Raw genomic sequence first — 26517 nt, 5'->3', positions numbered from 1 at the left:
GGTAAGATGGGACCATGGTCATTTTAGGGGAGCAGCTGGCCCTTGACGGGCTGGCCCCGCGCAAGCGGAAAAGCCCGGCCAGGGTGAAAGAGCCGGCCGAGAGGCTTCCCGTCGCCCACGTGGTCATTGACGTCCAAGCCATCCAACTGGGGCAGACCTTCGATTATCTGGTGGAGGAGAGGCAGTCCGCCCGGGCCTTGCCCGGAGCCCAGGTGAGGGTGAGGTTCGCCGGCCGGCTGGTCAATGGGATCATCTGGGGCCGGTCGGAGAAAAGCGAGACCCCGGCCTCTTCCTTGCGTTATCTGGAACGGGTCTTGGGGGACCAGATCGCCCTGCCGGAGCAGATGCGGTCGGACATCGAGAAAATCGCGGAATTCTATGGGGGGACCCGGGCCAACATCATCCGGCTGGCTCTGCCCCCTCGAGTCGCCCGTGTGGATAAAGAACCCCGACCCGGTCGGCGAGACCGCCGGGGGAGGAACGGGTCCGCCGACTCTTCTGCGGCCGCCGCTTTCAACCAGGAAAACGACCGGGTCGAATCATCCTATGAGGCGATCGACCAGGTGAATCGCCTCTGGGAGGCCACCACCCCCGGCCAGGTGGTCTGGGATGCTTTGCCCGGCGTCACCACTTGGGCGGACGACTTGGTCTGGCTGATCGGGAAAAGTCTGACGGCCGGCCGCCCCATCGTGGCGGAACTGCCGGACTCGGCCCATATCCGCTTGGTGGACCAGCGCCTGAAGAAGGCCGGTTTGCGCCCTTATTCCGTCCGTTCCGGCCGGGGGGTCTGGCAAGGGGACTACTGCGTCCTGGCCGGGATGAAGACCCCGGAGGAAAGGTACCGTTCCTACATGGCCATCGCCCGAGGGGAGGTGACCTGCGTGATCGGGGCCCGGACCAGCATGTACGCCCCGGTGACCGGGCCGGCTGTCTTCGTCTGCGTGGACGACATCGCCTACCAGAACGCCGATGGCTTCATGCCTTACCCCAACGCGCGCGACGTCATGCTGCTCCGGGCCAGGAACCATAAGGGGATCGCCGTCATGCTCTCCCACGCCCGCAGCCCCCAGAGCCAGGCGGAAGTCGAAGGTCTGCCTTCCGCCATCGATTGCGGGCCGGTGGTGGCCGTGCATGGGCTTGATTCCGTGGTCAAAAAGCTGACCCCCTGGGTGAGGGTCCTCAATCGGGCTGCCTTGGAGGACTTGACCGACCCGACCGTCGGGTCCCGGGTTCCCCATACGGCCGTCAGGATCCTGAACAACGCCTTGGAATCGGGGCCGGTGCTCATCTCCATCCCTTACGATGGGCAGTCCATGACTTTGATTTGTTCCTCCTGCCATCGGCAAGCCCGCTGCCCCCGCTGCTCCGGGCCGCTCAAGCAGCCTGCGGATTCAGGTCAGGCCGCCCGGTGTCTCTGGTGCGGCCAGGCGGCCACCGCCTGGGTCTGCCCTCATTGCAAGGGGGAGCGGATGAGGGTCATCCGGGTCGGGGCCTTGGGGACCGCCCAAGAACTCCTCGGCCTCTTCCCCCATACGAGGATCGTCACTTCCACCCCTCACCAGCCCCGGGGGGTCGTGCCGATGATCGAGGACCGGCCGCAAGTGGTCATCGCCACTCCGGGTGCGGAACCGGAAATCGTCTCCACCCCTGTGACCCGGATGGAAAGGCAGGAAGGGCAAGAAAGGCGAGAGGGACAGGAAGGACAGGGGCAGAGCCCGCATTACAGGGCCATGGCCATCGTCGATACCTGGACCAGCCTCTATTCCTCCAGCATGGACGCCCGCCTTGATACTTTGACCGCCTGGATGCGGTCCGCCGCTCTATGCCTGCCGCACGCGCAAGGAGGGCAGGTGCTTTTGCTGGGGGAGTGCGATCCGGCCATCGCCCAGTCCCTCATGACGTGGAATCCGGCCTTCCTGGCCGCCCAAGAGCTGGGGGAGAGGCAAGAGACCGCCATGCCCCCGGCGGTGACTGCCGCTCATGTGTGGGGAAGGCGCGAAGTGGTGGAAGAAGTCCTGGACGGGCTGGGCCTCGATCCCCTGCAGCCCGGGGATCAGCCCCCGGTTTTGGGGCCGATTCCCCTGCCTCCGCCTGCCACGATTATCGATCGCCAGCTGGAAGGCAGCAATGACCGGGTACGAGCCGTGGTCCGGGTCCCGGTCGGGCGGACCCTTCGCCTGGCTCAACAGCTGCACGCGGCCGCGGCCAAGCACGCCCGGTCGCGGGTGAAAGGGGAGCTGCGTTTCCAGATCAACCCCAAATCCTTGAGCTGATCTCGCCGTCAGACGCCGTTCGCTCGCTTCGCTAGAGTAGGAGCTATGAGAATTCTTTTCGCAGGAACCCCCCAAGTGGCGGTAGGACCTTTGCAGGCCTTGATTCAGGCCGGCGGCAAGCTGGAAGTGGTCGGAGTCCTCACCCGGCCGGACGCCCCGCAAGGCCGCGGCCGGAAGCTGACTCCCAGCCCGGTGAAACAGGCTGCCATCCAGGCGGGCCTGCCCGTCATCGAAGACAAGCCCACCTCGCCCGAGTTCTTCCGGACGCTGGAGGACCTTCATCCGGACGCGGCCGCCGTGGTCGCCTACGGGAACCTGCTCAAGCCGGAAGCCTTGGACGCCCTTCCCCTGGGCTGGTATAACCTGCATTTCTCCCTCCTGCCGCAATATCGCGGCGCGGCCCCGGTCCAGAGGGCGATTTGGGCGGGGGAGACCATCACCGGGGTCACCGTTTTCAAGATCGGTCCCGGCTTGGATGATGGGCCGATTGTGGCCCAGTCGACCGTGGAAATCGGTCCTCATGAAACGGCCGGAGAGCTTCTGGACCGGCTGTCGCAGGACGGGGCCCATCTTTTGTGCGCGGTCCTGCAGGGGATAGCTGACGGTCGATTGGCCTTCCGCCCCCAGCCGGCCGGTAGCTTCGAGATGGCGGCGAAGATTCATCCTGATGACGCTCGTATCCGTTTCGCCGTGCCCGCTTTCGCCGCGGATCGGCAGATCCGCGCCTGCACGCCCGAGCCAGGGGCCTGGTGCCAGCTGCATACCCAGGAGGATTCCGACAAGGCAGCCCCCATCAAACTGACCATCGCCCAGGCGCACGTGGACAAATCCGAGACTGCAGGCAAGCCTGCCGCCGGCGCTTTGAAACCCGGCCGTCTTCTGGTGACCAAGAAACACATCTGGCTGGGGACCCTGACGGATCCTTTGGAGTTGGACCAGGTGAAGGCGCAAGGCAAAAAGCAGATGAAGGCCGCCGATTGGGCCCGCGGCGCCCGCCTGTCCGCGAAGGCTTACTGTGACTGAGGGCGGGATCGGAAACGCCGGGAAAACCGGAAAAGCCAAGAAAGACCTTTCCCCGCGCTCCATCGCCTGGAAATCGTTGATTCGCGTCCACCGGAACCAGGCCTTCTCCAATCTGCTGGTCCCCCAGGAGCTGAGTTCCTTCTCCCCGGACGAGCTGGGCGGGCGGGACCGGGCCGCCGTCACCGACATGGTCTACGGGACTTTGCGCTGGCAGGGCTTCCTCGATGCGGTGATCGCCGACGTGTCCTTCCGGCCGTTGAAAAGGATCGAGATCCCGGTTTTGGATGCGGCCCGCCTGGGTGTTTATCAGCTTCTTTTCCTCGGCTCGCCGGATTACGCCGCCGTTTCCCAAACGGTCGGCCTGCTTCGCCGGGGCGGTCGCTCGGATGCCAGGGCGGCTGGGTTCGTCAACGCCCTCTTGCGGAAGGTGGCGACCAGGTCCCGGCAGGAATGGGAGGCGGTCCTCACTTCTCGGATTCCCAAGGCCGATTCCGACGCCCGTTTGGCCCTCCGCTATTCCCATCCTAATTGGGTCGTCGGGCAGCTGCGCCGTTCGTGGGAGGCGGCCGCCTATGAAGACAGGGCGGATGACCAGTTGGCCGCCCTTCTGTCCGCCGATAATGAGCCGGCGGATGTCACCTTATGCGCCCGCCCAGGTTTGATTTCACGGGAGGAGCTGATAGCCCAGCTCGAAGGGATTTCCGCCGGCAGGGCTGGTTCGGATGGACAGGCTGTTCCCGGCCGGATCGTTTGGGGGGAGACTTCTTTCTCTCCTTATGGGCTGCGGATCAAAGGGGTGAATCCCCATGATATTCCGGCCGTCCGGCAGGGGCTGGCCGGGGTGGAGGACGAAGGCAGTCAGTTGGCCGCCCTAGCCGTGGCCGATGTGGATAAAGCGGCCGGGTTTCCGACCGACCTTCCGACCGATTTTCCAGTCGACCTCCCGGCTGACTCGCAGTCCGATCTGACGACCTCTCGCCAAGCCGAACGCTGGCTGGATATGTGCGCGGGCCCCGGTGGCAAAACCGCCCTGCTGGCCGCCTGCGCCCTCAGTCGTTCGAATTCCGGCCGGCTCACCACCCTCTTGGCCAACGAGCCGACCCATCACCGGGCCGATCTGGTCAGGGACAATCTATGCGCTTTCACGGGCATGGCCCCGGCCTCCAGCGCTGCCCCGTCCATCATCGAAGGGGTGGAGGAAAAGGATGGCCGCCAGCTGGGAGACCTTTATCCGCAAGCCTTTGATCGGATCCTGGTGGACGCCCCCTGCTCGGGCCTAGGGTCCCTGCGTCGTCGTCCCGAATCCCGCTGGCGCAAAAAGCCCGAGGAGATCGCCTCCCTCAGCCTTCTTCAAGGGCAGCTCTTGGACTCCGCCTATGAGGCTCTGGCTCCCGGCGGTTACCTCGCCTACGTCACGTGTTCGCCGGTCTTGGAGGAGACCCGGCTTGTGGTCGACGCCTTCCTGGGCAGGCATCAAGACCTCATCCGCTTGGACGCCCGTCAGGCTTTCCCCTCGGGGACGCCTTTGCCTGCGGCCCCGGGCGATGTGCAGCTTTTCGAGCAGGTCCACGGGACTGACCAGATGTTCATCTCTCTGATGCGGAAGGCCGTCTGAGCCGCCTTCACCGGGGTTAGCCACTCCCAGGAGCCGGCGGCGCGGCTCCGCTTGCCCGCTTCCACGATCAGCCCATGGTATTCGCCCAATTCGGGCAGGGTGAATTCGGAGATGTCGAGGAAGGCGGCCTCATGGTCCTTCGCCGCCTGATAGGTGGGGTAGTCGGGCAGGCCAAGGGCGGCGATCATTCGGCGGGAATAGACGTCCCAAATGAAGCATTTCTGATGGAAGGCGTAAAGGCGGATCACATCGGCGGTCTCTTGTCCGATTCCTTTGACGGACAGGAGGTTTTCCCGCAAATCAGGCAGAGGAGGTTGCGGGTCTCCGGCTGCCTGCGATCCGTCTTCAGGCCAGATGACGCTTTCATCCAAGCCCGTGTCCATCAGCCAACGGGAGATGGCCTGGCAGGTTCCGGCCTTGGCCTGCATGAAGCCGCTGGGCCGGATGAGGGAGACCAGGTCCTCTTGCTTCATGCCCGCGATGCTTCGCGGGGTCAGGGCTTGGGCTTGGACCAGGTTTTGCAAGGAGGTTTCCACGTTCCGCCAAGCGGTATGTTGGACCAGGACGGACCCGATGATCATCTCGAAACCGGTTTGCGCCGGCCACCATCCCTGGGGGCCGAGTTCTTGGTATAAAGCTTGGAAGACCGCTCGCCCGGGAAGGAAGGTCTGTGCATCGCCGCGCCTTGTCATGTTTTCACTTTAGCTCATGCCTGATCCCGCGAGGCTGAGCTACATGCCTGCCGCATGCCAGCTAAACGCTTGCCGCATACCTACCAATCGACCGCCAAACGACTACCAATCGTCCACCAAAAGAAAAAGCCCGGCGGGTACCGGGCTTTAGAGAGAAGGAGAGAGAAGAAAGGTTCAGTTATAAGGGTTGAGTTATCAAGGCCTTCGCCTTGTGTCATCGGGGCCTCCTACTGGTTGGGAGGTCTTATCGTTGACATCTATTATTTAAAGCGGCCTGGCTGGAGGCTCGTTCGGCGTGTCGCTGAGCGTTTCCTGAAAGAGCTTGGAGGAAGCTGAATCCCCCTGGGGAAGGGGCTGACCTCGGCCAGTCAGGACCGGTCTTGCTCCCCTTCTCTCCTTGGATCTGCGTACAATGGAAAAACCGTTGACTTTAGAACGATCTAGTTCTTTCCGGGGCGCTGAAGCCTGGGAAAGACTCAGGATAGGAACGCACGAACCCACAAGGCCGGCCGCCGAAGGACACGAAGAACGTGGAGGACGGCGGGGATGGTCAGGCGGAAATGCGTAGAAGAACAAAGGTATAAAAAGGTACGAACAGGTACAGAATGAAAAAAATAAGGATTAGTGCCGTATTGTGGGCGATGATCGCCTCGATCGCCATGATTCTGGTCGGCCTGGTGGGTATCGTCCCTCAGGCTCAGGCCACGATGCCGGCCAACACGGTCACGGCGAGCGGAGCGGCCTCCACGACCAACCGCAACGTCACCATCATCGCCTTCCAGCAGAACTGGAAGTCGATCGCCAAGGAATGCACCGAGACTTATGGTCCCGAAGGCGTGGGCTACGTTGAGGTCTCTCCTCCTTCCGAGTCCATCAAAGGTTCCCAGTGGTGGACTTCCTACCAGCCAGTAAGTTACAAGCTTGATTCCAAAGAAGGCACCGAGGCCGACTTCAAGCAGATGATCGCCACTTGCAAGGCCGCTGGCGTGGGGATCATCGCCGACGCCGTCATCAACCACACGACCGGGGTGGACCATCCCGCGAACGTGGGCGTGGACGGCAGCAAGTTCGACGCCCAAGGTAATTTCCCGGCCATCGGTTACACCAAGGGCGACTTCCACGATTGCGCCAAGAACATCGGCAATTATAATGATGCGAACGAGGTCTGGAACTGCCGTCTGACCGGCCTGCAGGACCTCAACACCAGCAAGGCCCAGGTCCAGGACAAGATAGCCGACTACATGAAGCATCTGCTGGACGACGGCGTGGCCGGCTTCCGCGTGGACGCGGTCAAACACATGGACCCCAAAGACGTCAGCGCCATCAAGGCCAAACTGGCCCAGAAGTCCGGCATGGCCGAAGACAAGATCTACTGGAATCAGGAGACCTTGGGCAACGCCAACGAAGACCCGCGGATCCAGCCATCCAACTATGTCTCCACCGGCGAAGTCCATGAGATGAACTTCCCCTACCGCCTGAAGACGGCCTTCAACGGCGGGGACGGCAACGTGTCCGGTCTCAAGGACCTGTCGTCCAAGCTCCTACCTTCCCAGGAGGCTTCGGTCTTCGTGTCCAATTGGGACACCGAACGCAACGCCAGCACCCTCAACTACAAGGACGGTTCCCGCTACCTCCTGGCCAACGCTTTCATGCTGGCCTACGGCTACGGCACCCCTTACATCAATTCCGGCTACAAGTTCGAAGACAGCGCGGCCGGCCATGACGCCGGGGCTCCCGGGGCAACCGATACCTCCGTGCCCGATACGGTCTGCTCCACCGATTCCGGCTGGCTCTGCACCCAGCGCTGGACGGCCATCCGGGGCATGATCGGCTTCCACAACGCCGTCAGCGGCGAAGTGACAAACTGGTGGTCCAACGGGTCGACGGCCATCGCCTTCGGCCGCGGGACCAGTGGTTACCTGGCCATCAACAATTCCGACCAGGACATCAGCCGGACCTTCACTACCGGCATGCCCGCCGGCGAATACTGCGACGTCTACGGGGCCGGCGACTGCTCCACCACGGTGAAAGTCGGCGCTGATGGCAGGCTCCAGGCCACCGTGCCCGCCCACTCCGCCTTGGCCATCCACGCCAGGTCCCTCAAGTCGGTCTACCAGCCCGGGGCCAGGTCCAACCCCCTGGATCCGGCCAAGGACGAGCCCCGCCAGGGGCCGGTGGATTCCGACCGGACCGTCAACGTCTACTACAAGACCAGCTGGAAGACCCCTTACCTCCATTATCAGAAGGAATCGGGTTGGACGGACCTCCCCGGGGTCGCCATGGCCAAGGCATGCGATGGCTATTACACGGCCAGCATGCCCCTGATCGGCATCTTGGACGCCAACCATAAGCAGGAGTTCCTCTTCACCGACGGCGGCGGCAACTGGGACCATCCCAATGGCCAGTCCAGCGGCAACTACTCCATCAGCGAGAAGGCCGACCTTCTGGTGGCTGATGGGAAGCTGTCCGAAGTGACCGCGGCGAACAACCCTTGCGCCGTCGCCTATAAGCCGACCACCCGCCTGACAGTCCATTACCGGCCGGCCGCCGGGGATTCCGTGGCGGACAAGCGCGGGGTCTACGTCTGGGGCACCCGCAAGGACGGCAGAGTCCTGGATGGGAAGAACTATCAGTTCAACCAGAGCAAGGACGCCTTCGGCAAGGTCTTCACCATGGACTTCGACGGCTCCTTCGACAAGCTGGGCGTCATCGTCACCACCACCGATTGGAACAAGGACGGGCAAAGCGACCGCATGGTCGATGTGTCCGGCGGCTCCGGGGAGATCTGGGTCAAAGGCGGCGATGAGACCACCTACATCACCCCGCCGGACGAGGCCGGGCAGACCATCAAGAAGCTGGACGTGACCGTCCATTACCGCCGGGCGGACAACAATTACACCGGTTGGGACATCTGGCAGTGGGCCGATGGGGTGGCGGACAACATCCCCGCCAAGTTCACCGACCACGACTCCTTCGGGGAGACCGCCCTCTACAGCCAGTCTTCCGGGAGCGGGGTGAAAGGGTCCACCTTCATCATCCGCTACAGCGACGGGACCAACGACTGGGCCAGCCGCGAAGCCGGAAAAGACAACGCCGAAGGCCACCGGGTGATCCCTCAGTCGGCCATCGCCATGACCGGCAGGGACACGGCCAGGGCCGAAGTCTGGATCGTCTCCGGTGATACCACCGTCTACACGAATCCAGCCAACATCGACACTTCGGACAAGATCGTCTCCTCCGAGATCTCCCAGATGAACCAGGTGACCATCAAGCTGAACCACGCCGTCAACCATTCCGATCTGGAAGGCAAGCTGAGCCTGAAGGGCGCCGACCTGCGGTCCTTCGAAGTGAAGGACGGGACCACGGTCGTCATCACGACCAAGGAGGCCATCCCCGCCAACGCCGCGGTGACCGTGGACGCCGGCAGCTTCGGGAAGGCCACGGCTGTGGCCGGGTCCGTGGTCCGCACCGACGCCTTCGACAAGGCTTACGCCTACGAGGGCAAGGATCTGGGAGCCAGCTATACGGCCGCTTCCACCACCTTCAAGATCTGGGCCCCCACGGCTTCCTCCGTCAAGCTCAACTCCTACAAGAGCACGGCGGCCGACGCGGCCTTGGCCAAGTCCTATCCGATGACCGCCGGGGCCAAAGGGGTCTGGACCGTCACCCTTTCTGGCGATTGCAAGGATCTGGCTTACGATTTCAGCCTGACCTTCCCCGACGGTAAGGTGAACGAAGCCGCTGACCCCTATGGGACCGCCTCCACCGTCAACGGCGGCCGTTCGGTCGTCCTGACCCCCCAGGAGATGAAGCCGGCCGTATGGGGCAAGCGCCTGCCCGCCTTCACCAAGCCGGCCGACGCCGTCATCACCGAGATGTCCGTGCGCGACTTCTCCAAGTCGTCCACCTCCGGCATCTCCGCCAAGAACCAGGGCAAGTACCTGGGCGTGGTGGAAGAAGGCAGCAAGAATTCCAAAGGGGAGTCCACCGGTATCGACTATCTGAAGAAGTCGGGAACCACCCATGTGCAGATCATGCCCATGTACGACTTCAACAACGTCAACGGCGAGATCGGCAACAACGTGGCCTACAACTGGGGCTACGACCCGATGAATTACAACGTGCCCGAAGGCTCCTACTCGTCCGACCCGGCCAATCCGGCCACCAGGGTGGTCGAGGCCAAGAAGATGGTCCAAGGCCTGCACAAGGCCGGGATCCGGGTGATCATGGACGTTGTCTACAACCACGTCTACGACGCCAACAAGCATGTCTTCAACCAGGTGGTCCCCGGTTACTACTTCCGTTACGACGCCAAGGGCAACCTGGTCTCCAACTCCGGCTGCGGCAACGACACCGCCTCCGAACGGGCCATGATGCGCAAGTACATCGTGGATTCCGTCACCTACTGGGCCAAGAACTACAACCTGGACGGCTTCCGTTTCGACCTCATGGGCCTCATCGACAAGGAGACCATGAAGGAGGTGCGCTCGGCCTTGGATCAGATCGATCCTTCCATCTTGGTCCTCGGCGAAGGGTGGGACATGAACACCACCATGGAGAAGAGCCGGATGTCCATCCAGCCCAACGGTTATGAATTGGCCACGGACAAGTCTTCCGTCGCCTTCTTCAACGATTCCTACCGCGACGCCATCAAAGGCAGCGTCTTCGACAAGACCGGCAAGGGCTTCGTCCAAGGGCAGTTCGGACAGGAATCCCTGCTGGCCAACAACTTCATGGGTTGTCAGAACCAGAAGGGCTTCGCGGCCTGCACCAACGGGAACGCCAACGTCCATTACGCTTCGGCCAACCAGTTGGTTCAGTACGTGGAGGTCCATGACAACCTGACCCTCTACGACAAGCTGGTCGCCAGCATGCCGGGGGTCAAGCAGGACGAACTAGTCAAACGGGACCAGCTGGCCACGGCCATGGTCCTGCTTGCCCAAGGGGTGCCGGAGATGCAGCTGGGGCAGACCTTCCTGAGGACCAAGGGAGGCGATGACAACAGCTACAACAAGCCAGACAGCGAGAACGCGGTCGATTGGGATCGGCTGGATCAGTTCAAGACCAGCGATGATTACGCCCGTGGCCTGATCGCTTTGCGCAAGGCCCTGCCGGCTTTCCGTCTGGGCTCCTACGACCAGATCAATTCCCACGTCACCGTGATCGCCCAGAAGGATGGCCTCCTGGCCTTCAAGCTGGCGGACGCTTCCGGCACCTACCTGGTCGCCTTCAACGGGAACGGGAAGGCCATGAATCTGACCGGCCTGAAGAAGGGCACCTACACGGTCGTCTCTTCGGACGGCGCGGTGGATTCGGCCGCCGTCAAGGAGATCGCGGCCGCCGTCAAGAACGGTTCGCCCAATGTGCGCAAGGCAGGTTCCCCCAAGTTCCAGGAGGTGCAAGTGACCGACGGAACCTATTCGGTCCCGGCCACCAGCGCTTTGGTTCTGAAGGAAGGCGAGCTTTTGGCCCAGCCCGCCATCTCCCAAGTGGAAGATCCGGACACCATCCAGATCAAGTCCCAGGGCCACCTGACCCTGCCCCAGACCGTCAAGGCCACGTGGACCGACGGCCGCACCACCATGGAAAAGGTGACCTGGCCCGCCCTGACCGCCGAGCAGAAAGGCATCATCGCCTCCGCTGACGGGGGAGAGTTCTCCTTGAACGGGACCGTGGCCGGCTATGGCAAGCCGGTGACGGTGGTGGTGAAGGTGGCGGCGGCTTCCAAGCCGTCGGAGCCATCCAAGCCTTCCGAGCCGTCCCACCCTGGTAAGGGGAAGATCGTGATCACCCTTAGCCTGGTACGGGTCCGCGCTGGCTGGAAGGTCCGCGTGATGGTCAAAGGTCTGGCCCCGCACACCGCCTATGTGCTCTGGCTGCATTCCTCTCCGGTCAAGTTGGTCGCGGTGACGTCCAACGCCTCCGGCGAGGTGGACCGGGTGGTGACCATCCCCGTCACCACCGCCCCCGGGAAGCATCAGGTCCTGGTGACGGCCGCTTCCGTCTCCGCTGACAAGGTCCTGGCCTCCGCCCCCCCTGACCGTTCTCGCTTCCTCGCAGTCCGGGACCGCACAGCCATCGCAGCCGGCCAAGCCCGCTCCTTCATCCCAGGCCGCGAAGCCCTCCCAGGCCGGGCGGGAGACTCGGGCCGACCGGAACCGGGAGAAGGATCTAGCGACCACCGGCGTGGCCGTCACCTCCATCCTCCTGGCCATGTTCGGCTTCGCCGGTTTGGGTCTGGCCCTGACCGCCTTGCGTGGCAAGAGCGATAAGAGCGGCAAGAGGACCGGCAGCAAGAGCTAGCTGAAGGATGCCCAAAGGCTAGTCTGGATGCTGTAAGGCAATCTTGGAGGCTAGTCTGAAAGCTAGCCTGAAGGATCAAAGAAAAAATGGGACGTCTGTTCGCAGGCGCCCCAGTTTTCGTGTCCTCAATGGCTTCGAGTCCTTTTGACTTTACTTTTCCTTCTTTCCCCCCTTTTCCTTTTTGCTTTGCCTTTACTATTGTCTTTTGCCTTGTACTTTTTCAGCAACCCCTCTTTGACCAAGTAGTCATGAGCCACGGTGGAGGCGGGCTTCCCCTCGAACTTCACCTGGTAGTTCATGCGGCTCATCTCGGAGTCGGAGATCTTCCCGGCCAGTTCGTTGAGGATGGTCCGCAGCTCCGGGTGCTTCCTCACCAGGGATTCCTTCATCAAAGGAGCTCCCTGGTAGGGAGGGAAGAGGTGCTTCGAATCGGTCAGAGTGACCAGGTTGTACTGGGCGATTTCGGCGTCGGTCGAATAGGCGTCCACAATCTGCACTTGGCCGTCGTTGATGGCCGAATAGCGCAAGGAAGGGTCCATGGTCTTGACGGTCAGGTTGAGCCCGTAGAGGGAGGTCAGGCCCCGGTTGCCGTCATCCCGGTCGTTGAATTCGGCCGTGAAACCGGCCGTGGCCGTCCCCTGCACGGAAGCCAGGTCGGAGATGTCGCGGATCCCGTTTTCCTTGGCGAAAGTCTTCTTGACCGCCACAGCGTAGGTGTCGGAGAACTTCATAGGTTTGAGCAGGATCAGCTGATCCTGCTGGTAAATCCCGTCCCGGGCTTGCTTATAAACCAGGTCGGGGAGGGTGGACTTCTTGGATGAGGAAGCGCCCGGCTTCGACCTCAGCAGGCTTTCGGTGATGGTCCCGCTGAATTCGGGATAAATATCGATATCCCCGCGTTTCAGCGCCTTGTAGAGGAAGGTGGTCTTGCCGAAGTTGGGCTTGACGGTCACTTTAAGGGAGCTGTTGGCCTCGATCAGCTGTTTATACATGTTGATGAGGATCTCCGGCTCCGGCCCCAGCTTACCTGCGATGACTAGGGTTTCGGTCCCTGAGCGGGAAGCTTGGATGGCCGTGGCCCAGGTCGGGGTGTAGGAACCGACGAGGCCGACGACCAGGACCAGGAAGGCCACCATGATTTTCTTCAGGGATTGCTTCTCCAACCAGTGGATGAGCGTGGAGAAAAGAATGGCCAAGAGAGCGGCGGAAATGGCCCCGATGAGGATGAGGGAGTTGTCGTTGCGGTCGATTCCCAAAAGGATGAAATCTCCCAGGCCTCCCGCCCCGATCAGGGAAGCCAGGGTGGCCGTCCCGATGATCATGATGGCCGCCGTCCGCACCCCCGCGATGATGACCGGCATGGCCAGGGGGATCTCATATTTGCGCAGACGCTCGCCCTGGGTCATGCCGAAGGCTTCGCCGGCCTCCACCAGACTGGGGTCGATCCCTCTCAGGCCGGTGACGGTCCCTTGTACGATGGGGAAGAGGGCGTAGATGACCAGGGCGGTGACGGCTGGAACCGTGCCGATGCCCATGAGAGGGATGAGCAGGCCCAGCAGGGCGAGGGAAGGGATGGTCTGGAAGATGCCGGTGACTTGCAGGATCGCTTCGGACGCCCGTTTTTTGTTGTACAGCCAGATGGCCAGGGGGATGGCGATGACGATGGCCAGAAGGAGGGAGAGGAGGGAGATTCGCAAATGCTGCAGGAGGGCGGTGGTCCAGTCGCCGAAGCGTTCGTGGAAAGTGGCGATCAAGTCTGTCATGATGAAATCCTTTCGCCGTGTTCTAATCGCGGTCTTTGCGTTTGTGGTTGTGGCTGAACAGGTCGGCCACGAACTGGTTGGCCGGATGCCCCTTGATCTCCTTCGGGGAGCCGATCTGGGTGACCTCCCCATCACTGATCACGCAGATCCGGTCGCCCATATAGCAGGCCTCATCGATGTCGTGGGTCACAAACACCACGGTGGTTTTCAACTTGTCATGCAGGTCCAGGGTCAGGTCCTGCAGCTGGGCCCGGGTGATGGGATCCAAAGCGCTGAAAGGCTCATCCATAAGGATCAGCTCCGGGTTGGCCACCAGCGCTCGCAGGATCCCCACCCTTTGCTGTTCGCCTCCCGACAGTTCTTGCGGATACCGCTTGTAGTAGGAGTCCGCGTCCAGTCCCACGGTGGTCAGCAGCTCCTTCGCCCGCTGGGTCCGCTTGTCTTTGGACCAGCCCTTCATCTCCGGGATGAGCTCGATGTTCTGCCCCACGGTCATGTTGGGGAAGAGGGCGATCTGCTGAAGCACGTAGCCGATGGTGAGCCTCAGCTGACGCAAGGGCATGGAGCTGATGTCCCTGCCGTCCAGGAGGATCCGCCCGCTGCTGGGTTCCACCAGACGGTTGATCATTTTCAGGGTCGTTGTTTTGCCTCCTCCGCTGGGCCCAACCAGGACGAAGAATTCCTCGCTGTTGATGGTGAAGCTTTCCTCGGTGATGACGGTCTGGTCCCCGAAGGTTTTGCTGACGTTTTTGAATTCGATCATGGCATCTTCTTTCTCTGTTGGTTGGTCTTTTGCTGTTGGTTGGTCGCCTGTGGCTGATTTCCAGCGTTTGTCAGCTCGTCTTTTCCAGTCTTGCAATCCGACCTGAGCGCCAGGTGAAAAGCGTCTGAGTATGCCTGATAAAGGCGGACGAGCTCGCTTTGATCGGCTGGCGGAAGACTATCCATGGCCGCAAGCTCGGCCTGGCGTAAGTCTTCCATGGTCGGTCTGGCCCATTCGCGGCCGAGCGGGGAGAGGGTGATGAACTTCCGGCGTCGGTCAAGTCTTTCGTCCGCTCCTTCCGGCTCCCGGCCGCCTGTTTGAGGCCCGTCTGTGTAGATGATATAGCCTTCCTCCCGCCATTTGCCGATGGTGGAATTGACCACCTGCCGTGTGGACTGGGTCTTGTCGGCGATGAATTTCTGGGTGATGGGGCGGGGGGAGTAATAGAGCCACAAAAGAATGGACAATGATTTTCCCTGAAGGCCATGCCGTCGGGCATAGGCCTCATAGAGGGAGGACTGGGCATCGACGATTCGGACGAATCGCTGGGCGGTCGATTCTTCCATCAGTATTCCCCCTTATCCTGAGGCAGGACGACGACTTTGCCGAAGCTGGATTTCCCTTCCAGATAAGCGTGCGCCTGAGCTATCCCGTCCAGGGTGAAAACTTTCTCCGGCTCGACGGGCACCTGATATCGGTCGATGAAGTCGAACATTTCCTGGATCGTCTCGCCTGTGACCCTGCCTGAATATGCGGTTGTCAGATAGATGGTCTTTTGCAGCTCCATGATGGGGTCGAAATCCTGCAAATACCAGATTCCGCCAAGCTGCCCGGCGGAGCAGACGATCCCGCCTTCTTCCATATGGCTGATGCTGTCTTTGATGGTCGCCGGGCCGATGAGTTCCAATACTTTGGTGAAGGTGTCTGAATCGTGGAGGATCAGTTTCCGGTTCCGGTCGGGCAGGACGCGGGCGAAGCCGGCTCGCAGCAGACGCTCCCGCTTTGACAGGCTGCGCACGCTGCCGCTGATGGGGATTTGGGGGAAGCGGGCCTTGACCAGATGGAGGAAGGCTATGCCGACCCCGCTGGAGCCGCCGCGCACCAGGATCCGGTCGCCCTCCGGTATTTTCAAGGACCGGTAGGCCAGGAACGCGGTGTAAAAGGTTTCGGGGATGGCGGCCAATGCCGGCCAGGGCAGGTCTGATTTGATGGGGAATATCTGGTCGTTGGGCAGAAGGGTGTACTGGGCGTAAGAACCGTCGAAGGCCCGGCCCATCTCGCCCATCAGGGAAGCGACGACGGTTCCGGTCGGAAGCCGGTTGGGGTCGCTGCTTTCTTCGACGACCCCCACGCATTCGATGCCGAGGATGCGCGGAAAATGCACGCTGGGGGAGAGGCCCTGTCTCGTGAAGATTTCCGAATGATTGACTCCGAACCCCATCACTTTCACTACGGACCACCCGGGCTTGATTTTCGGGCGGGGGACGTCTCGGACCGTCAGGACTTCCAGCCCTCCCGGCCGGGTCGCCAGCGCGGCTTTCATCGTGGTCGCCATTGTGTCGTCTGTCATCATCGCCGCTCCGGTTTCCTGCTGTTGTTTACGATGTAAGTCGTCTTTCCTCTTCGCCAGGAAGGGGATGACTGTCCGTCCATCATAAAGTCAAAAAATTATATAGTTAAATATTTTGACAATCATTATGCTCCTGGCAGACGCCCAGGACGGTCCGCCGTCGATGACGTGAATCGCTCATGCGGACGAAATGATATAATGCGGGCCAGGTGGCATATTCCCAAAAAGGTGAAACACGATCAAGGGGAGGAAGGAATGACGACCATGCCGGAACCGCACAACCCATCCACCGACCAGACTCGGCCTCAAATGACCCCGGATGCTTCCGCTCGGGACATTCCGCTTTCGGTCCGCAGAAGGATGTATGAGGAAAGAAAGAAGGGTTGGAGGTTCCCCATCATCGTCCTCATCGCTATCCTGGTGATTGCGGGAATCAACCTCGCCCAGAAGGTGCACATGAACGACCTGGCCCGCTCTCCTGAGACGACCCGTCTCATCAGGAAGAACCTCAGGGGGATCGACCCCAATGCCTTCACGGATAGCGGGGCGATCAAGTCTTACCATATCAAGTTCTTCTCCGCATCCAGGCATTACTCGGAGCCTGGCTTCTCGGTTGTCGTAGTGGTGCAAGGCGATGGATGGGAGGAGGAAATGAACTATGTTTTCGAACAGAAGCTGAATTTCGGCCCTTACTCGAATATGATTTCGCCGGAACCGACCATGCTGTATAAGCATTTGGAGAAGCATTACGGGAAAGAATATGTGAGGATCCTGAAATATGGGGATGCGAAGACGTTGAAGGGCCGATGGGGGAAGGAGAAGGACGAGGATGAGAATGACTATTGGGGTGCGGATGACCATTTGGATTCGGATGATTTGGATGAGGATGATGGCACAGCGGAGGATGGCTACGCTGATTAGCGCAGGAAAGGAGCATGGGAAAGGATGGTGAGGATGATGGATGATCGTGTGGCATCCGCAAGGAAGAGGCGTCGTAAGTCTTACTTTGCGTTATCGCTGGTCATCATTCTGTTTGTGATGGTCGGGATTCCCTGTGGGGTCTATTTCCATATTCAGGGGAGAGATAGAAAATTCCGGCAGGAGATGGTGCAAGTCGTTCATTCCCAGGAGGTCGGAGAGCTTATCAAGAAAGGGCTAGAGGAATGGGATCCGCATGCTTTTGATGGGAAGGGGGTCATCAACACTTACCGGATTGATGACTCGTCAATCCGGGAAAATCCTATGGGCGGTGTTGATTTCGATGCTATCGTCAACGATGAGAAGAAATTCGATGTCAGCTTCCATGTCGACCGCTATTTCATCGGTGATGATGGCTACGGGCCGATTAAGAGCGATGGCGCTGATCCTTCGACGGAGTTGACTGACGCGTTGGAAAAGCGCTATGGGAAAGGATGGAGCGAAACGGATAATGCTGCCGAGAAGTATCGTAAGGAGCATCCGCAGGAGTTCCCCACACCGCAAAAGAAGCGCGCTGATAACAATGATGAATGGTTTTAATGGTATTTCCGATTCAGGAAAGGGGTTGCTATGGTGGCGGAGCCGGGGGAAGGTCGTCGTGAGTCTTTGTGGGTGAAGTCGCTGGTCGTTCTTTTGGTTGTTTTCATCGGTGTTCCGTCTGGTGTTTTCGTGTATAGGAAGTGGGTGGATTGGCGCGTGAATGTTGAGGTGGAGAAGACCATTGAGTCCGATGAGGTGCATGACCTCATTGAGAAAGATTTAAGACATATAGATCCGTTAGCGTTTACTAGCCGAGGAGTGATTAAGGGTTTTGAACCGAAGAAAGGTTCGGGGTTGACGACTCCTATGGGTGGTATTTTCTTTGACGTGACTGTATACGGGCATGAGTGGAAGGTGAATTTGCATTATGGGCTTGCTAAGGCAGGTGATAATGGACCTATTCAATTGACTTGGGAGGAAGGAGAGAAATCGCTTTATCCATATTTGGATAAAGCATATGGCAAAGGTTATGGTGACGCTCTTGATACGGATCAAGAGAAAGAAATGAAAGGAAAAGCAGGGCTCAACGATGAAAACTGATAATTTCACTGACTTAGATCGGAAGAACATTACATATAAAGCATATGATGCTTATACCTCTGATACTTGGCGTCGAGGAGTCTATACAAAGTTCGTTGATTCACACGGTACAAAGCATTATTGGCTTGTTGATGGGGCGACGGTGCATGAGGGTGAGTCGGGCACTGGTTTGGATGCCGTGGTGTTGAAGGATCCTGCGTCGAAGACGATGCGGGTGATCTATCGGGGGTCACAGGGGGATGTGACGTCGGGCAAGGATTGGACGAAGAACGATTGGCCGATGATGGCGAAGATCGCCACTCATGATCCGGCGCACAACATGCTCACGTATATCTCCACGACGTTGAGCACGACGAATATCACCCCGTACACTCCCGGCTATCCTGCCCCTGATCCGAACGAGGAAATTTTCGATGAACAGCGTGAGTATTACGCCCAGGATGGGGTGACGGGCCAGTTGGAGGACGCGTCGAGATTGTTGAAGAAGGTGTTGAGGGACAATCCCGGCTACAGTGTGGAGGTGTATGGGCATTCCCTGGGGTCCATGGACGGCCAGTACGCCGTGTCCAGTCTGGATGAGTCGGAGGCGAAAAGGGTCAAGGGCGCCTGGCTGTACGAAGGGCCGAACATTTACTCCACCCTGCCGGAAAAGCAGAAGAGGCGCGCCCGCTCCTACGGGTACAAGGTGAAGAATTACGTGGATCCGTGGGATTTCATAGCTCAGGGTTATGCGGATGACTCCCGGGTGGTCGGGCAGGTGCAGCATGTGCATTCCGTCCTTGTTTTCAATCCTGTTAAGCAGCATCTGTGGGGAGGCTACCGGTGGAATCCTGATGGCAGTCTGAAAATCGCGTTTTTCCCGTTGGCGACGGACGACTATATGAACAACCTGTCGCGGTTGCGGGCTTCCTGGGGTGATGGGAGGAAGCTGTCGGCGTCCCAGAGGCTCTTTCTGGACAGTGAGCTGGCCCTCGTCCAGGAGCAGGCCTGTGACAAGGGGATGGCTGATTTGGAGCGGACGTTGGAAACCTTGGAGCGGCAGGCGGCCCAGGAGGCTGATGTGAAGTGGGGCCAGGTGGTGTCGGATGTGCAGGATACCATCGCGCGGGATTTGGACCGCTCCCAGGTGGAGGATGCTTTGCGTGCCGCCGGCTGGACGCGCGCTTCCTTCACCCGGCGGGCCCAGGCCGATGCGCGCGACCAGTTCCTGCCCGTGCGCATGGTTATCAAGGACATCTACGCGACTGGCGTCGTCACCCGGGCCGGCATCCAAAAACAGCTTGACGCGGACGCCTCCCTGGCCGCCGACTTCAACGAGTGGGACGCCACCATCTACGAAAACACGAAAAAGAAGACAAAATGAATGTTGACTACTGGAATATTGATTACCGTGATTCTTCGGATCAGGAGGTTTTCGATGCGGATTCCTGCCCTTTCTGCAGGGACCGATACGAGCACATGGCCCATATCAGGCGGATTGTTCGACAACGATCCGATGAGGAAGAAGACTCTTTCCGCTGCGATATGAGCGCGATCAATGATCTCCGTGACGGCGCGGGGAGACTCGCCGTCATGTATCCGCAGAGCGGGTATGAGATCAGGCATGAGGTGGAGAAGGTCTGCGATGATCAGGAATACGAGTTGAAAGACCGGCTGTGGCGTCATCAGGCGGAATACGAAGACTTCCTTTTCCGCGCGCGACGCTATCAGGAGACGCACATCGACGACGGTCACGAAAACGAAGGCGGGGGTTCGGCGGCATCGTCAAATGCATAAACGTATAAAAACGTATAAAATGACATACGGCCGGTATGCAATCTATGAATATACGGTCTATGAATAGATGAACGGAACAACAATAGTAATCATCGTAATCAGCCATGATGAATGACATGATGAAGAAAGGCAGGCGGCGAACATGACGATGAGTGCTCACACGGGCGGTGACGGCAACGCGGGCAGCAGGTTCGACAAGAAAAAGGCCCAGACGGCAGCGGTCGAAAAGACGGCTGAGGCCGTGATTGACGCCGCCCTGCAACAGCTGAAGAGCGCAACGGAAACGAAGATGAAGCCTTATCTGGAAGACGGCGCGGCTGGCATCCGGGCCAGCGTGAACCAGCTGGGCGGCGCCATGGCGGGGAAGTTCAGCGAGGCCGTCAAAAAACGTTACAGCGAAGACGCCGGGTATCTTCAGGAGTGCGAGGAGACGGACGTCTATCACCCCTTCACCCGGGACCTGGCCAACCGCTGAACCGATTGGAGCTCTGCGATTCGCGACGACCCGCCTCTGGTAAAATGGGGGAAGCATCCCGCAGGAAGGATTCATAAGGATCTATAAATCCTCAGGATCGGTAAATCTCCAGAAATCGGAATGAGAAATCGAGGACATGATGGATCGTTTGTTCAGGAAGATCGGGCCATTCGACACCACGGCGGTCGGTTTGGGTACCATGGGGCTGGCCATTGAAGGGCACCCCAGCCAGGCTGCCTCCATCGAGATCATCCATGCCGCCCTGGACGCCGGTTGCCGCCATATTGACACCGCCTGGGCCTACTACGAGTCCGGCGGGGAGGAGCAAGCGGCGGAGAAGCTCACCCGTCAGGCCCTGGAGACCTGGAAAGGTCCGCGTGAAGAAGTCCTGGTCGCCACCAAGGCGGGTCACTTCCGCAATTTCACCGACGGAAAGCCCACCTGGGGCAAAGACGGGAAGCCGGAACACCTGATTCGCTATGCGAAACAATCCTGCCAGGCCTTGGGGGTGGAGGCCGTCGACCTGCTCTATTTCCATCGCCCGGATCCGGAAGTGCCTTACGGGGAATCCATCGAGGCCATGAAGGAAATCCATCGGATGGGCCTGGCCAAAACCATCGGCATTTCCAACGCCAGCGTGGAGCAGATCGACATGGCCCGTGGGATTCTTGGGGACGCCCTGGTCGCCGTGCAGAACCAGTTCTCACCAATCCACCGCGAGACCCAGGACACCATCGACTACACAGCCAGGCTGGGGCTGGCCTTCGTCTGCTGGTCCCCCCTCGGCGGCTTCCGTCATCCTTATGACGAAAGCCTTTTCGACCCCTTCCGCCAGGTGGCGGCCGCGCATGGGGTCAGCTATCAGCAGGTGGTTCTGGCCTGGGAATTAGCCCGCGGAGATCACATGTTCGTGCTGCCGGGGACGCATCGCAAAGAGACTTTCCTGGACTCCCTGGCCTCCGATCAGCTGGTTTTGACCCAGGAAGAGCTGGATTATCTTGGCTGAGGCGGAGCAGGCGAGCATGTCGGTGACTCGCATCCCCGCCCTCATCCCCATCGCTTTGGCCGAGGGGGTGACGGTCCACTACACCACCCGTCTGGGGGGCCGTTCCCGCGGCGATTTCGCTTTCTGCAACCTGGGTTCCAAAGGCGGGGATGACCTTCATCTGGTCGCCGCCAACCGCCGCGCCGTGGATGATGTGGTCGGCGCCCGCACCTGCCTGGTCTCCCAGGTGCATTCGGCCATCGTGGCTGACGTCGATTCCCTTTTGTCCGGTTTCGAGGCCGACTCGGAGGAATCCGCGGCGGACATGCTTTACGCCACCGAGGCGGATGCGCTTTTCACCGCCGAGGAAGGGCGATCTTTGGGCGTTTTCACGGCCGACTGCCTGCCCGTCCTGCTCGCCGACCCGCAAGTTGGCCTGATAGCGGCCGTCCATTGCGGCCGCCGGGGACTGATGAAAGGGGTCCTGGAGGAATCCATCTCGGCCCTGGTCGCCGCCGGAGCCAGCCGCTCCCGCATCGTCGCCACCCTGGGGCCGCGGATCTGCGGGGATTGCTACGAAGTGGGGGAGGAAATCGCCTCCGACTTCGACCGTCGCTTCCCCGGGACCATGACTGACACGCGTTTCGGGGGCAGAGGGATTGACATCGCCTTGGCGGCTTTGCAGATTCTGACGCATGAGGGGATTTCCGGCGACCGGATCGTCGACTCCGAGCCCCGCGTGCGAGCGGCCACCTACTATCTGGAGCCAGATCCCGAATTCCAGGAGCTGTGCAGGGTCGACGGCGAAGGAGAGGACCTTTCCACCCGCCTGGACCGGATGGATCATCCCTTATGCACTTTGGAGAACCCCCTGTGGTTCTCCCATCGGAGGTCGGCGAAGGCTGGCAAGAGCCGCGAAGGGCGGATGCTGGCCATCGTCACCCGGCGATCCGGGCGGTTGGAGAGAGTGGAATCCGCGGAGACCGTTGAGGTGGAATCCGTGGAGTTCGAACGGTTCGAGTCCTAAGGAGGGCTGATGGAAACCATACGGGTAGTCGTCTGTGGTTTTGAGTGGTACAAGGACGTCGAGGTCAACCCTTCGGCTGAGGTCTGCCAGACCTTGGCCAGGGAGGGGATTATTGCTGACAAGCCGGAGGTCAACATCGAGGTCACTTCGGTTCTCATCCCCTTAAGCTTCCAGAAGGCGTGGCCGACTTTGAAGACGACCCTGGACGCGATCGGTCCGGACATCGTCATCGCCACCGGTTTGAAGACCCATGCCCAGTCCATCCTTTTGGAGAGATGCGCCACCAACCTTATTGACGCCAATCGTCCGGACGCCGATGACGCCCAGCCTCGCAGGGTGCCGATCATTCCCGATGGACCACAGGCATATTGGACCAGGCTGCCTTTGCACGCCGTCATCCAGCGCTTCGCCGAGGATAAGATCCCCGCTTCCCTCAGTTCCCATGCCGGGACTTTTGTCTGCAATTCGCTTTTTTATCAGCTTCTGCACTGGGCGGACCAGAGACCCAGGACTTTGGCCGGATTCGTCAGCCTGCCTCTGGTCAATCAGCCGCATGGATATACGCCGGGGATGTCTTTGGGGCGGATGGTCGACGCCGTGCGGGACGTGGTCAAGACGGCCGTCCATTACCGGATCAAGCCCATGCCCACGGAGATCCTCCGTCGCAAGGCCGCTTGAGGCACATCACGTGCGCCGCCTTAGGCGTGAGTATCACATTGATGACGGGTATCAGCGATAGATAGGCGGCAGATAACCGTCCGGAAATGCTTATATTTATAAATATATTTATAAATCTTATCGGTTGATTTTGACTTTAGTCCGAGGTGACTCGTATCATAGCCTCATAATTCAGAATAGAAGTGGCTCGGTTTAAGGAGAGAACGAATGACGAATCCCACAGCACCTTCATCAGCCCACTATAATGGCTGTCCTACGCGCGCTTACCAATTCGGGGAAGCGGCGTCATGCGAAGCCGTTCCCAAGAGAAAGGGGCGCTTTTCCCTAGTACCTGTATGAAGCAGGCTTAGCGGAGCATCCGCTTCGTGATGGTGAAGAAATTTTTCAATGAAGTCTATGTAAGTCAATATTTCTGGAAAGATTAGAAAGAGTAGATAATCATGTTTGATTCAGTTATTGCCGCTGGAAGTGTCGTCCTCGCGGATGGATCCACTGTGGTGACGAACGTCCTTAACACCTTGTCGACATGGGTCATCATCGGCGGGGGCCTTTGGGGAGTTTTCGGAGGCGTCACCCTGGCTGGTGGCCTCAAAGACCATGCAGGTCCTCAAATTCAGTCTGGCGTCTGGCAGCTGGTCGGGGCCGGAATCATCATCGCCGTCGCCGCCCTGTTCAAAGGGCTGGTTTCGTAAGCGGGTTCCCTCGGACTGGCCCGCGGGCTGGCCGTTGATGATTCGCGGGACCGAACGTATGGTCCGCGAGGTCAAGTCACTTGCTTTGATGCGGAAGATTCAAAAGGAGGATGAACGATGTTTGTTATTCCGCTTTCTGTTTGGTTGATTGGAACGGGAGTCGTGACGGTTCTGTCGGCGATTTTCGCGTTTGTCGTGGGTGGGGCCACGTTCATCTCTGATTTGATTTCCCATCCGCTTCTGACCCTCTCCGCGGCTTTGCGGACCCTTTGCAAGGCTGCGACCGCTCTGATGCTCCTGGTGGCTGTCGTCGCTGAATTCGCTACGAAGTTCCATGCGCATTCCGCCTGGGTGCTTGCCCTGATTCCCGGTGTTCTGGCCGCTTTATGCCAGATTCTTCACGAGTTTCTCCTGCGCAGGTTCGAAGCGCGGGAAGCCGTGAGGATAGAGCGGCAGCTGCGGGAATCCCGCATCAAAGTCGGCCTTGATCCGGACAGCGGAGAAGCATTGACCGATGCGCCGTCTCCGCGGCAGCAGCCCATTCAAGTCCAGATTGTCCCTGTGAAAGCGTACTACGTTCAGCCCAATGGGGCTGCTATGGGCGAGCAGACTCCCCCCATGCAGTCTCAAGGGCAAACCATGTATTTCGCCACCACCGGTGGTGGAGCTCCCGCTCAGCCCCCTATCATCGATACCACCATCCAAGAGGAAGGAGATCAGCAAGAGGGCCGATGAAGGACCATCAAGGGTGGTTCGCATACGCGCAATGGCTTCGGTTTCGATGTTTGTTTTTTTGAAAGGAATGGGACTATGAGTGTGAAAAATGGTGTGCATCGTTTTGTCGGTGGTTTTGTCGCTGTGGCCGCGTCGGTGTGTTTGTTGGCTGGCTGCGGGTCGGCTCAGCCGGCCCCTGCTTCATCCAAAAAGTCTTCCGTCTCGTCCGTGCCGGCTATCCCCGCTGAGTATGATTGGCATGGGTTCGACGCGCGTAAGTCGGGGGCGGGGGTGCATCCGGAGATTACGTCGCCGGATGAGGCGTGCCGGAAGGTGGCTCCTGAGGCGGTGTATTGGATCACCGCCAAGGACGGCCCCGAGCGTTACCGCCAACTGTTCAAACGCTTCTACCTGAGGCTGGGGAAAAGTGCCGGGAGCACTCCGTGGTACGTTGGCGGCCCCTCTTCTGATTTCACGCATACCTTGCAGCCACCGTATCAAGGAAAAACAAACCAGAAATTTGATAACGAGCATGCAACATGTGTAGTATATATCGTCCAAAATGATTTCGTTGAATTGACTTTAAGCAAATTGAAATCAGGGGGGTGGACTGTTTCGCGTTTTTATTGGCCGAAGGAATACTACAAGGGGGGTTCGAACCAAAATATGGAAGGCTAAGACTTGGGTATTATTGGCATAGATATGAGAGTGCGGCGGGAATTCTTAGCTCCTGCTTTCATGCGTCTCTTGTCTAAGGAAGGGGATTCAAGTGGATTTCGGTTGACGTGATGATGGTCTTGTGCACATGTTTTGTGCGATTGATTTGTAGAGTTTTTGTTTTTTGAAAGGAATGGGACTATGAGTGTGAAAAATAGCATGCGTCGTTTTGTCGGTGGTTGCGTGGCTGTGGCCGCGGCGGTGTGTTTGTTGGCTGGCTGTGGGTCGTCTCAGCCGGCTCCGGCTTCGTCCAAAAAGTCTTCCGCTTCGTCCGTGCCGTCTATTCCCGTTGAGTATGACTGGCATGGGTTTGATATCCGTAAGTCGGGGGCTGGGGTGCATCCGGAGATCACGTCGCAGGATGAGGCGTGCCGGAAGGTGGCTCCTGAGGCGGTGTATTGGGTCACTGCCAAAGATGGGAAGGAACGTTACCGTCAGTTGTTCAAACGCTTCTATCTGCGGGAGAAGGATGATGATTACAGTCCGTGGTATGTGGGGGACTCCCCTTCTGATTTCACGCATATCTTCCAGCCTCCCTATAGGGGAGAGACGGGACAGAAATTCGATAATAAAGGAAGAGCAATACAGAAAAACGATAATTACGATAACAGTCCTGTGACCTGCAGTGTGTATATCACAAAGGATGAGAATGAGCCCGTTTCGCTGATGTTATCGAAGCCGGAATCGCAGGGGTGGAGCGTGGATCGGTTCTATTGGCCGAAGGAATACTACAAGGGGGATTCGAACCAAAACTTTGAATTCTAAGACTTGGGTATTATTGGCATAGATATGAAGGTGTGGCAGGAATTCTTGACCCCTGCTTTCATGTGCCTCTTGTCTAAGGAAGGGGATTCAAGTGGATTTCAGTTGGATTGATAATGGTCTTGTGGGCATGCTTAACGCGATCAGTTCGCAGTTGGACAAGGATACGATTGGGTTGCTCAGCCAGACGCCGGCGGGTAAGTATCCTGACGCCTATAAGACGGCGACGAGTATTTCTACGCAGGCGGTGAAGCCGGTGGCGATGACGATTCTCGCGATTGTCTTCACTTTGGAGATTATCAAGGTTTCCAAGCATGTGGACGAGACGGGGGATCGGGGCGTGAGGATGATTGTATCCGCCTTGATAAAGATCATCATCATCTACATGGCCGCCATGGTCAGGGGTGGACTGTTTTGCGTTTTTAGTGGCCGGAGGGGTGCTACAGGGGCGGGGTGTCGGCCAATGAGGGCCTTTCTTACGGTGGAGGGGTATGGGTTGTCTGTTTTTGATTGTGGAGGTCGGTATTGGATGTTCGGAATGGGGGTGGGCTGATGGATTTCGGTTGATGTGATGATGGTCTTGTGCACATGTTTTGTGCGATTGATTTGTGGAGTTTTTGTTTTTTGAAAG

23 protein-coding genes are annotated in these 26517 nt (G+C 59.2%); 18 read left to right on the top strand and 5 right to left on the bottom strand.

Annotated elements, in window-relative coordinates:
• Window positions 1-14 precede the first annotated feature (14 nt).
• The 3 genes from PSDT_RS06575 to PSDT_RS06565 are packed head-to-tail and all read left to right on the top strand — an operon-like array spanning window position 15 to window position 4911.
• Window positions 15-2273, top strand: a complete 2259-nt coding sequence (locus PSDT_RS06575; protein WP_006288713.1) for a primosomal protein N' family DNA-binding protein — start codon at window positions 15-17, stop codon at window positions 2271-2273.
• 45 nt (window positions 2274-2318) lie between these two features.
• Window positions 2319-3296 (top strand): methionyl-tRNA formyltransferase, encoded by a 978-nt coding sequence (fmt, locus tag PSDT_RS06570; protein WP_006288714.1) that lies wholly within the window; start codon window positions 2319-2321, stop codon window positions 3294-3296.
• Window positions 3289-4911 (top strand): RsmB/NOP family class I SAM-dependent RNA methyltransferase, encoded by a 1623-nt coding sequence (locus PSDT_RS06565; protein WP_006288715.1) that lies wholly within the window; start codon window positions 3289-3291, stop codon window positions 4909-4911. The genes fmt and PSDT_RS06565 overlap by 8 nt, the downstream gene beginning before the upstream one ends.
• Here PSDT_RS06565 and PSDT_RS08140 read toward each other — a convergent pair.
• The gene (locus PSDT_RS08140) at window positions 4797-5603 is read right to left on the bottom strand and encodes an endonuclease III domain-containing protein (protein ID WP_223293532.1); all 807 of its coding nucleotides are present in this window, start codon (window positions 5601-5603) and stop codon (window positions 4797-4799) included. The two genes, PSDT_RS06565 and PSDT_RS08140, sit on opposite strands and share 115 nt — an antisense overlap.
• 641 nt (window positions 5604-6244) lie before the next feature.
• Here PSDT_RS08140 and pulA point away from each other — a divergent pair.
• Window positions 6245-11875: a type I pullulanase gene (pulA, locus tag PSDT_RS06560; RefSeq protein ID WP_223293533.1), complete on the top strand. Its 5631-nt coding sequence runs from the start codon at window positions 6245-6247 to the stop codon at window positions 11873-11875.
• 156 nt (window positions 11876-12031) lie between these two features.
• Here the strand turns inward: pulA and PSDT_RS06555 are convergent, their stop codons facing one another.
• The 4 genes from PSDT_RS06555 to PSDT_RS06540 are packed head-to-tail and all read right to left on the bottom strand — an operon-like array spanning window position 12032 to window position 16005.
• Window positions 12032-13669 (bottom strand): ABC transporter permease/substrate-binding protein, encoded by a 1638-nt coding sequence (locus PSDT_RS06555; protein ID WP_006288718.1) that lies wholly within the window; start codon window positions 13667-13669, stop codon window positions 12032-12034.
• Window positions 13670-13691: 22 nt separating this feature from the next.
• A complete protein-coding gene (locus PSDT_RS06550) occupies window positions 13692-14432 on the bottom strand; it encodes an ABC transporter ATP-binding protein (protein WP_006288719.1) in 741 nt (246 codons plus the stop codon).
• Complete coding sequence (locus PSDT_RS06545; protein WP_006288720.1) at window positions 14429-14998, bottom strand: MarR family winged helix-turn-helix transcriptional regulator; 570 nt, start codon at window positions 14996-14998, stop codon at window positions 14429-14431. Before PSDT_RS06545 ends, PSDT_RS06550 begins: the two co-directional genes overlap by 4 nt.
• The gene (locus tag PSDT_RS06540; RefSeq protein WP_006290135.1) at window positions 14998-16005 is read right to left on the bottom strand and encodes a zinc-binding dehydrogenase; all 1008 of its coding nucleotides are present in this window, start codon (window positions 16003-16005) and stop codon (window positions 14998-15000) included. The genes PSDT_RS06545 and PSDT_RS06540 overlap by 1 nt, the downstream gene beginning before the upstream one ends.
• A 225-nt stretch (window positions 16006-16230) precedes the next feature.
• On the opposite strand from PSDT_RS06540, the gene PSDT_RS06535 reads away from it, so the two are divergent.
• From PSDT_RS06535 to PSDT_RS06470, 14 genes are all read left to right on the top strand, one after another.
• Window positions 16231-16923 carry a DUF1310 domain-containing protein gene (locus PSDT_RS06535; RefSeq protein WP_223293535.1) on the top strand — a complete coding sequence of 231 codons (693 nt, stop codon included), beginning with the start codon at window positions 16231-16233 and terminating at the stop codon, window positions 16921-16923.
• A 33-nt stretch (window positions 16924-16956) separates the two neighbouring features.
• Complete coding sequence (locus tag PSDT_RS06530; RefSeq protein ID WP_223293536.1) at window positions 16957-17520, top strand: DUF1310 domain-containing protein; 564 nt, start codon at window positions 16957-16959, stop codon at window positions 17518-17520.
• Window positions 17521-17550: 30 nt separating this feature from the next.
• Window positions 17551-18060, top strand: coding sequence for a DUF1310 family protein (locus PSDT_RS06525; RefSeq protein WP_006288724.1), 510 nt, complete (start codon window positions 17551-17553; stop codon window positions 18058-18060).
• 142 nt (window positions 18061-18202) lie between these two features.
• Window positions 18203-19423 carry a hypothetical protein gene (locus PSDT_RS06520; protein ID WP_006288725.1) on the top strand — a complete coding sequence of 407 codons (1221 nt, stop codon included), beginning with the start codon at window positions 18203-18205 and terminating at the stop codon, window positions 19421-19423.
• Complete coding sequence (locus PSDT_RS06515; protein WP_006288726.1) at window positions 19420-19836, top strand: hypothetical protein; 417 nt, start codon at window positions 19420-19422, stop codon at window positions 19834-19836. The genes PSDT_RS06520 and PSDT_RS06515 overlap by 4 nt, the downstream gene beginning before the upstream one ends.
• A 142-nt stretch (window positions 19837-19978) precedes the next feature.
• Complete coding sequence (locus PSDT_RS06510; protein ID WP_006288727.1) at window positions 19979-20311, top strand: hypothetical protein; 333 nt, start codon at window positions 19979-19981, stop codon at window positions 20309-20311.
• Between the two features lie 136 nt (window positions 20312-20447).
• Window positions 20448-21317 (top strand): aldo/keto reductase, encoded by an 870-nt coding sequence (locus PSDT_RS06505; protein ID WP_006288728.1) that lies wholly within the window; start codon window positions 20448-20450, stop codon window positions 21315-21317.
• Between the two features lie 16 nt (window positions 21318-21333).
• A complete protein-coding gene (locus PSDT_RS06500; protein ID WP_006288729.1) occupies window positions 21334-22323 on the top strand; it encodes a polyphenol oxidase family protein in 990 nt (329 codons plus the stop codon).
• Window positions 22324-22332: 9 nt separating this feature from the next.
• Window positions 22333-23001, top strand: a complete 669-nt coding sequence (locus PSDT_RS06495) for a pyroglutamyl-peptidase I (protein WP_006288730.1) — start codon at window positions 22333-22335, stop codon at window positions 22999-23001.
• A 440-nt stretch (window positions 23002-23441) separates the two neighbouring features.
• Window positions 23442-23693 (top strand): hypothetical protein, encoded by a 252-nt coding sequence (locus tag PSDT_RS06490; RefSeq protein WP_006288731.1) that lies wholly within the window; start codon window positions 23442-23444, stop codon window positions 23691-23693.
• Window positions 23694-23810: 117 nt separating this feature from the next.
• Window positions 23811-24428, top strand: coding sequence for a hypothetical protein (locus PSDT_RS06485; RefSeq protein ID WP_006288732.1), 618 nt, complete (start codon window positions 23811-23813; stop codon window positions 24426-24428).
• Window positions 24429-24503: 75 nt separating this feature from the next.
• Entirely contained in the window at window positions 24504-25085 is a 582-nt protein-coding gene (locus tag PSDT_RS06480; protein ID WP_006288733.1) for a hypothetical protein, read from the top strand.
• Window positions 25086-25265: 180 nt separating this feature from the next.
• A complete protein-coding gene (locus tag PSDT_RS06475) occupies window positions 25266-25889 on the top strand; it encodes a hypothetical protein (RefSeq protein ID WP_006288734.1) in 624 nt (207 codons plus the stop codon).
• Between the two features lie 91 nt (window positions 25890-25980).
• On the top strand, window positions 25981-26439 hold the full coding sequence (locus PSDT_RS06470; RefSeq protein WP_006288735.1) for a hypothetical protein: 459 nt from the start codon (window positions 25981-25983) through the stop codon (window positions 26437-26439).
• Window positions 26440-26517: the final 78 nt, after the last annotated feature.

The sequence above is a fragment of the Parascardovia denticolens DSM 10105 = JCM 12538 genome (assembly GCF_001042675.1).
Taxonomy (GTDB): domain Bacteria; phylum Actinomycetota; class Actinomycetes; order Actinomycetales; family Bifidobacteriaceae; genus Scardovia; species Scardovia denticolens.
The sequence above is the reverse complement of the archived record's forward strand: the minus strand, read 5'-3'. Positions and strand labels throughout refer to the sequence as shown.

What these genes read in the sequence shown, in the direction of transcription:
- PSDT_RS06475 (WP_006288734.1), top strand. Translation starts at nt 25,266, where the DNA reads ATGAGTGTGAAAAATAGCATGCGTCGTTTTGTCGGTGGTTGCGTGGCT.
- PSDT_RS06575 (WP_006288713.1), top strand. Translation starts at nt 15, where the DNA reads ATGGTCATTTTAGGGGAGCAGCTGGCCCTTGACGGGCTGGCCCCGCGC.
- fmt (WP_006288714.1), top strand. Translation starts at nt 2,319, where the DNA reads ATGAGAATTCTTTTCGCAGGAACCCCCCAAGTGGCGGTAGGACCTTTG.
- PSDT_RS06485 (WP_006288732.1), top strand. Translation starts at nt 23,811, where the DNA reads ATGTTTGTTATTCCGCTTTCTGTTTGGTTGATTGGAACGGGAGTCGTG.
- PSDT_RS08140 (WP_223293532.1), bottom strand. Translation starts at nt 5,603, where the DNA reads ATGACAAGGCGCGGCGATGCACAGACCTTCCTTCCCGGGCGAGCGGTC.
- PSDT_RS06530 (WP_223293536.1), top strand. Translation starts at nt 16,957, where the DNA reads ATGATGGATGATCGTGTGGCATCCGCAAGGAAGAGGCGTCGTAAGTCT.
- PSDT_RS06550 (WP_006288719.1), bottom strand. Translation starts at nt 14,432, where the DNA reads ATGATCGAATTCAAAAACGTCAGCAAAACCTTCGGGGACCAGACCGTC.
- PSDT_RS06490 (WP_006288731.1), top strand. Translation starts at nt 23,442, where the DNA reads ATGTTTGATTCAGTTATTGCCGCTGGAAGTGTCGTCCTCGCGGATGGA.
- PSDT_RS06495 (WP_006288730.1), top strand. Translation starts at nt 22,333, where the DNA reads ATGGAAACCATACGGGTAGTCGTCTGTGGTTTTGAGTGGTACAAGGAC.
- PSDT_RS06505 (WP_006288728.1), top strand. Translation starts at nt 20,448, where the DNA reads ATGATGGATCGTTTGTTCAGGAAGATCGGGCCATTCGACACCACGGCG.
- PSDT_RS06545 (WP_006288720.1), bottom strand. Translation starts at nt 14,998, where the DNA reads ATGGAAGAATCGACCGCCCAGCGATTCGTCCGAATCGTCGATGCCCAG.
- PSDT_RS06540 (WP_006290135.1), bottom strand. Translation starts at nt 16,005, where the DNA reads ATGATGACAGACGACACAATGGCGACCACGATGAAAGCCGCGCTGGCG.
- pulA (WP_223293533.1), top strand. Translation starts at nt 6,245, where the DNA reads ATGATCGCCTCGATCGCCATGATTCTGGTCGGCCTGGTGGGTATCGTC.
- PSDT_RS06500 (WP_006288729.1), top strand. Translation starts at nt 21,334, where the DNA reads ATGTCGGTGACTCGCATCCCCGCCCTCATCCCCATCGCTTTGGCCGAG.
- PSDT_RS06510 (WP_006288727.1), top strand. Translation starts at nt 19,979, where the DNA reads ATGACGATGAGTGCTCACACGGGCGGTGACGGCAACGCGGGCAGCAGG.
- PSDT_RS06555 (WP_006288718.1), bottom strand. Translation starts at nt 13,669, where the DNA reads ATGACAGACTTGATCGCCACTTTCCACGAACGCTTCGGCGACTGGACC.
- PSDT_RS06515 (WP_006288726.1), top strand. Translation starts at nt 19,420, where the DNA reads ATGAATGTTGACTACTGGAATATTGATTACCGTGATTCTTCGGATCAG.
- PSDT_RS06525 (WP_006288724.1), top strand. Translation starts at nt 17,551, where the DNA reads ATGGTGGCGGAGCCGGGGGAAGGTCGTCGTGAGTCTTTGTGGGTGAAG.
- PSDT_RS06480 (WP_006288733.1), top strand. Translation starts at nt 24,504, where the DNA reads ATGAGTGTGAAAAATGGTGTGCATCGTTTTGTCGGTGGTTTTGTCGCT.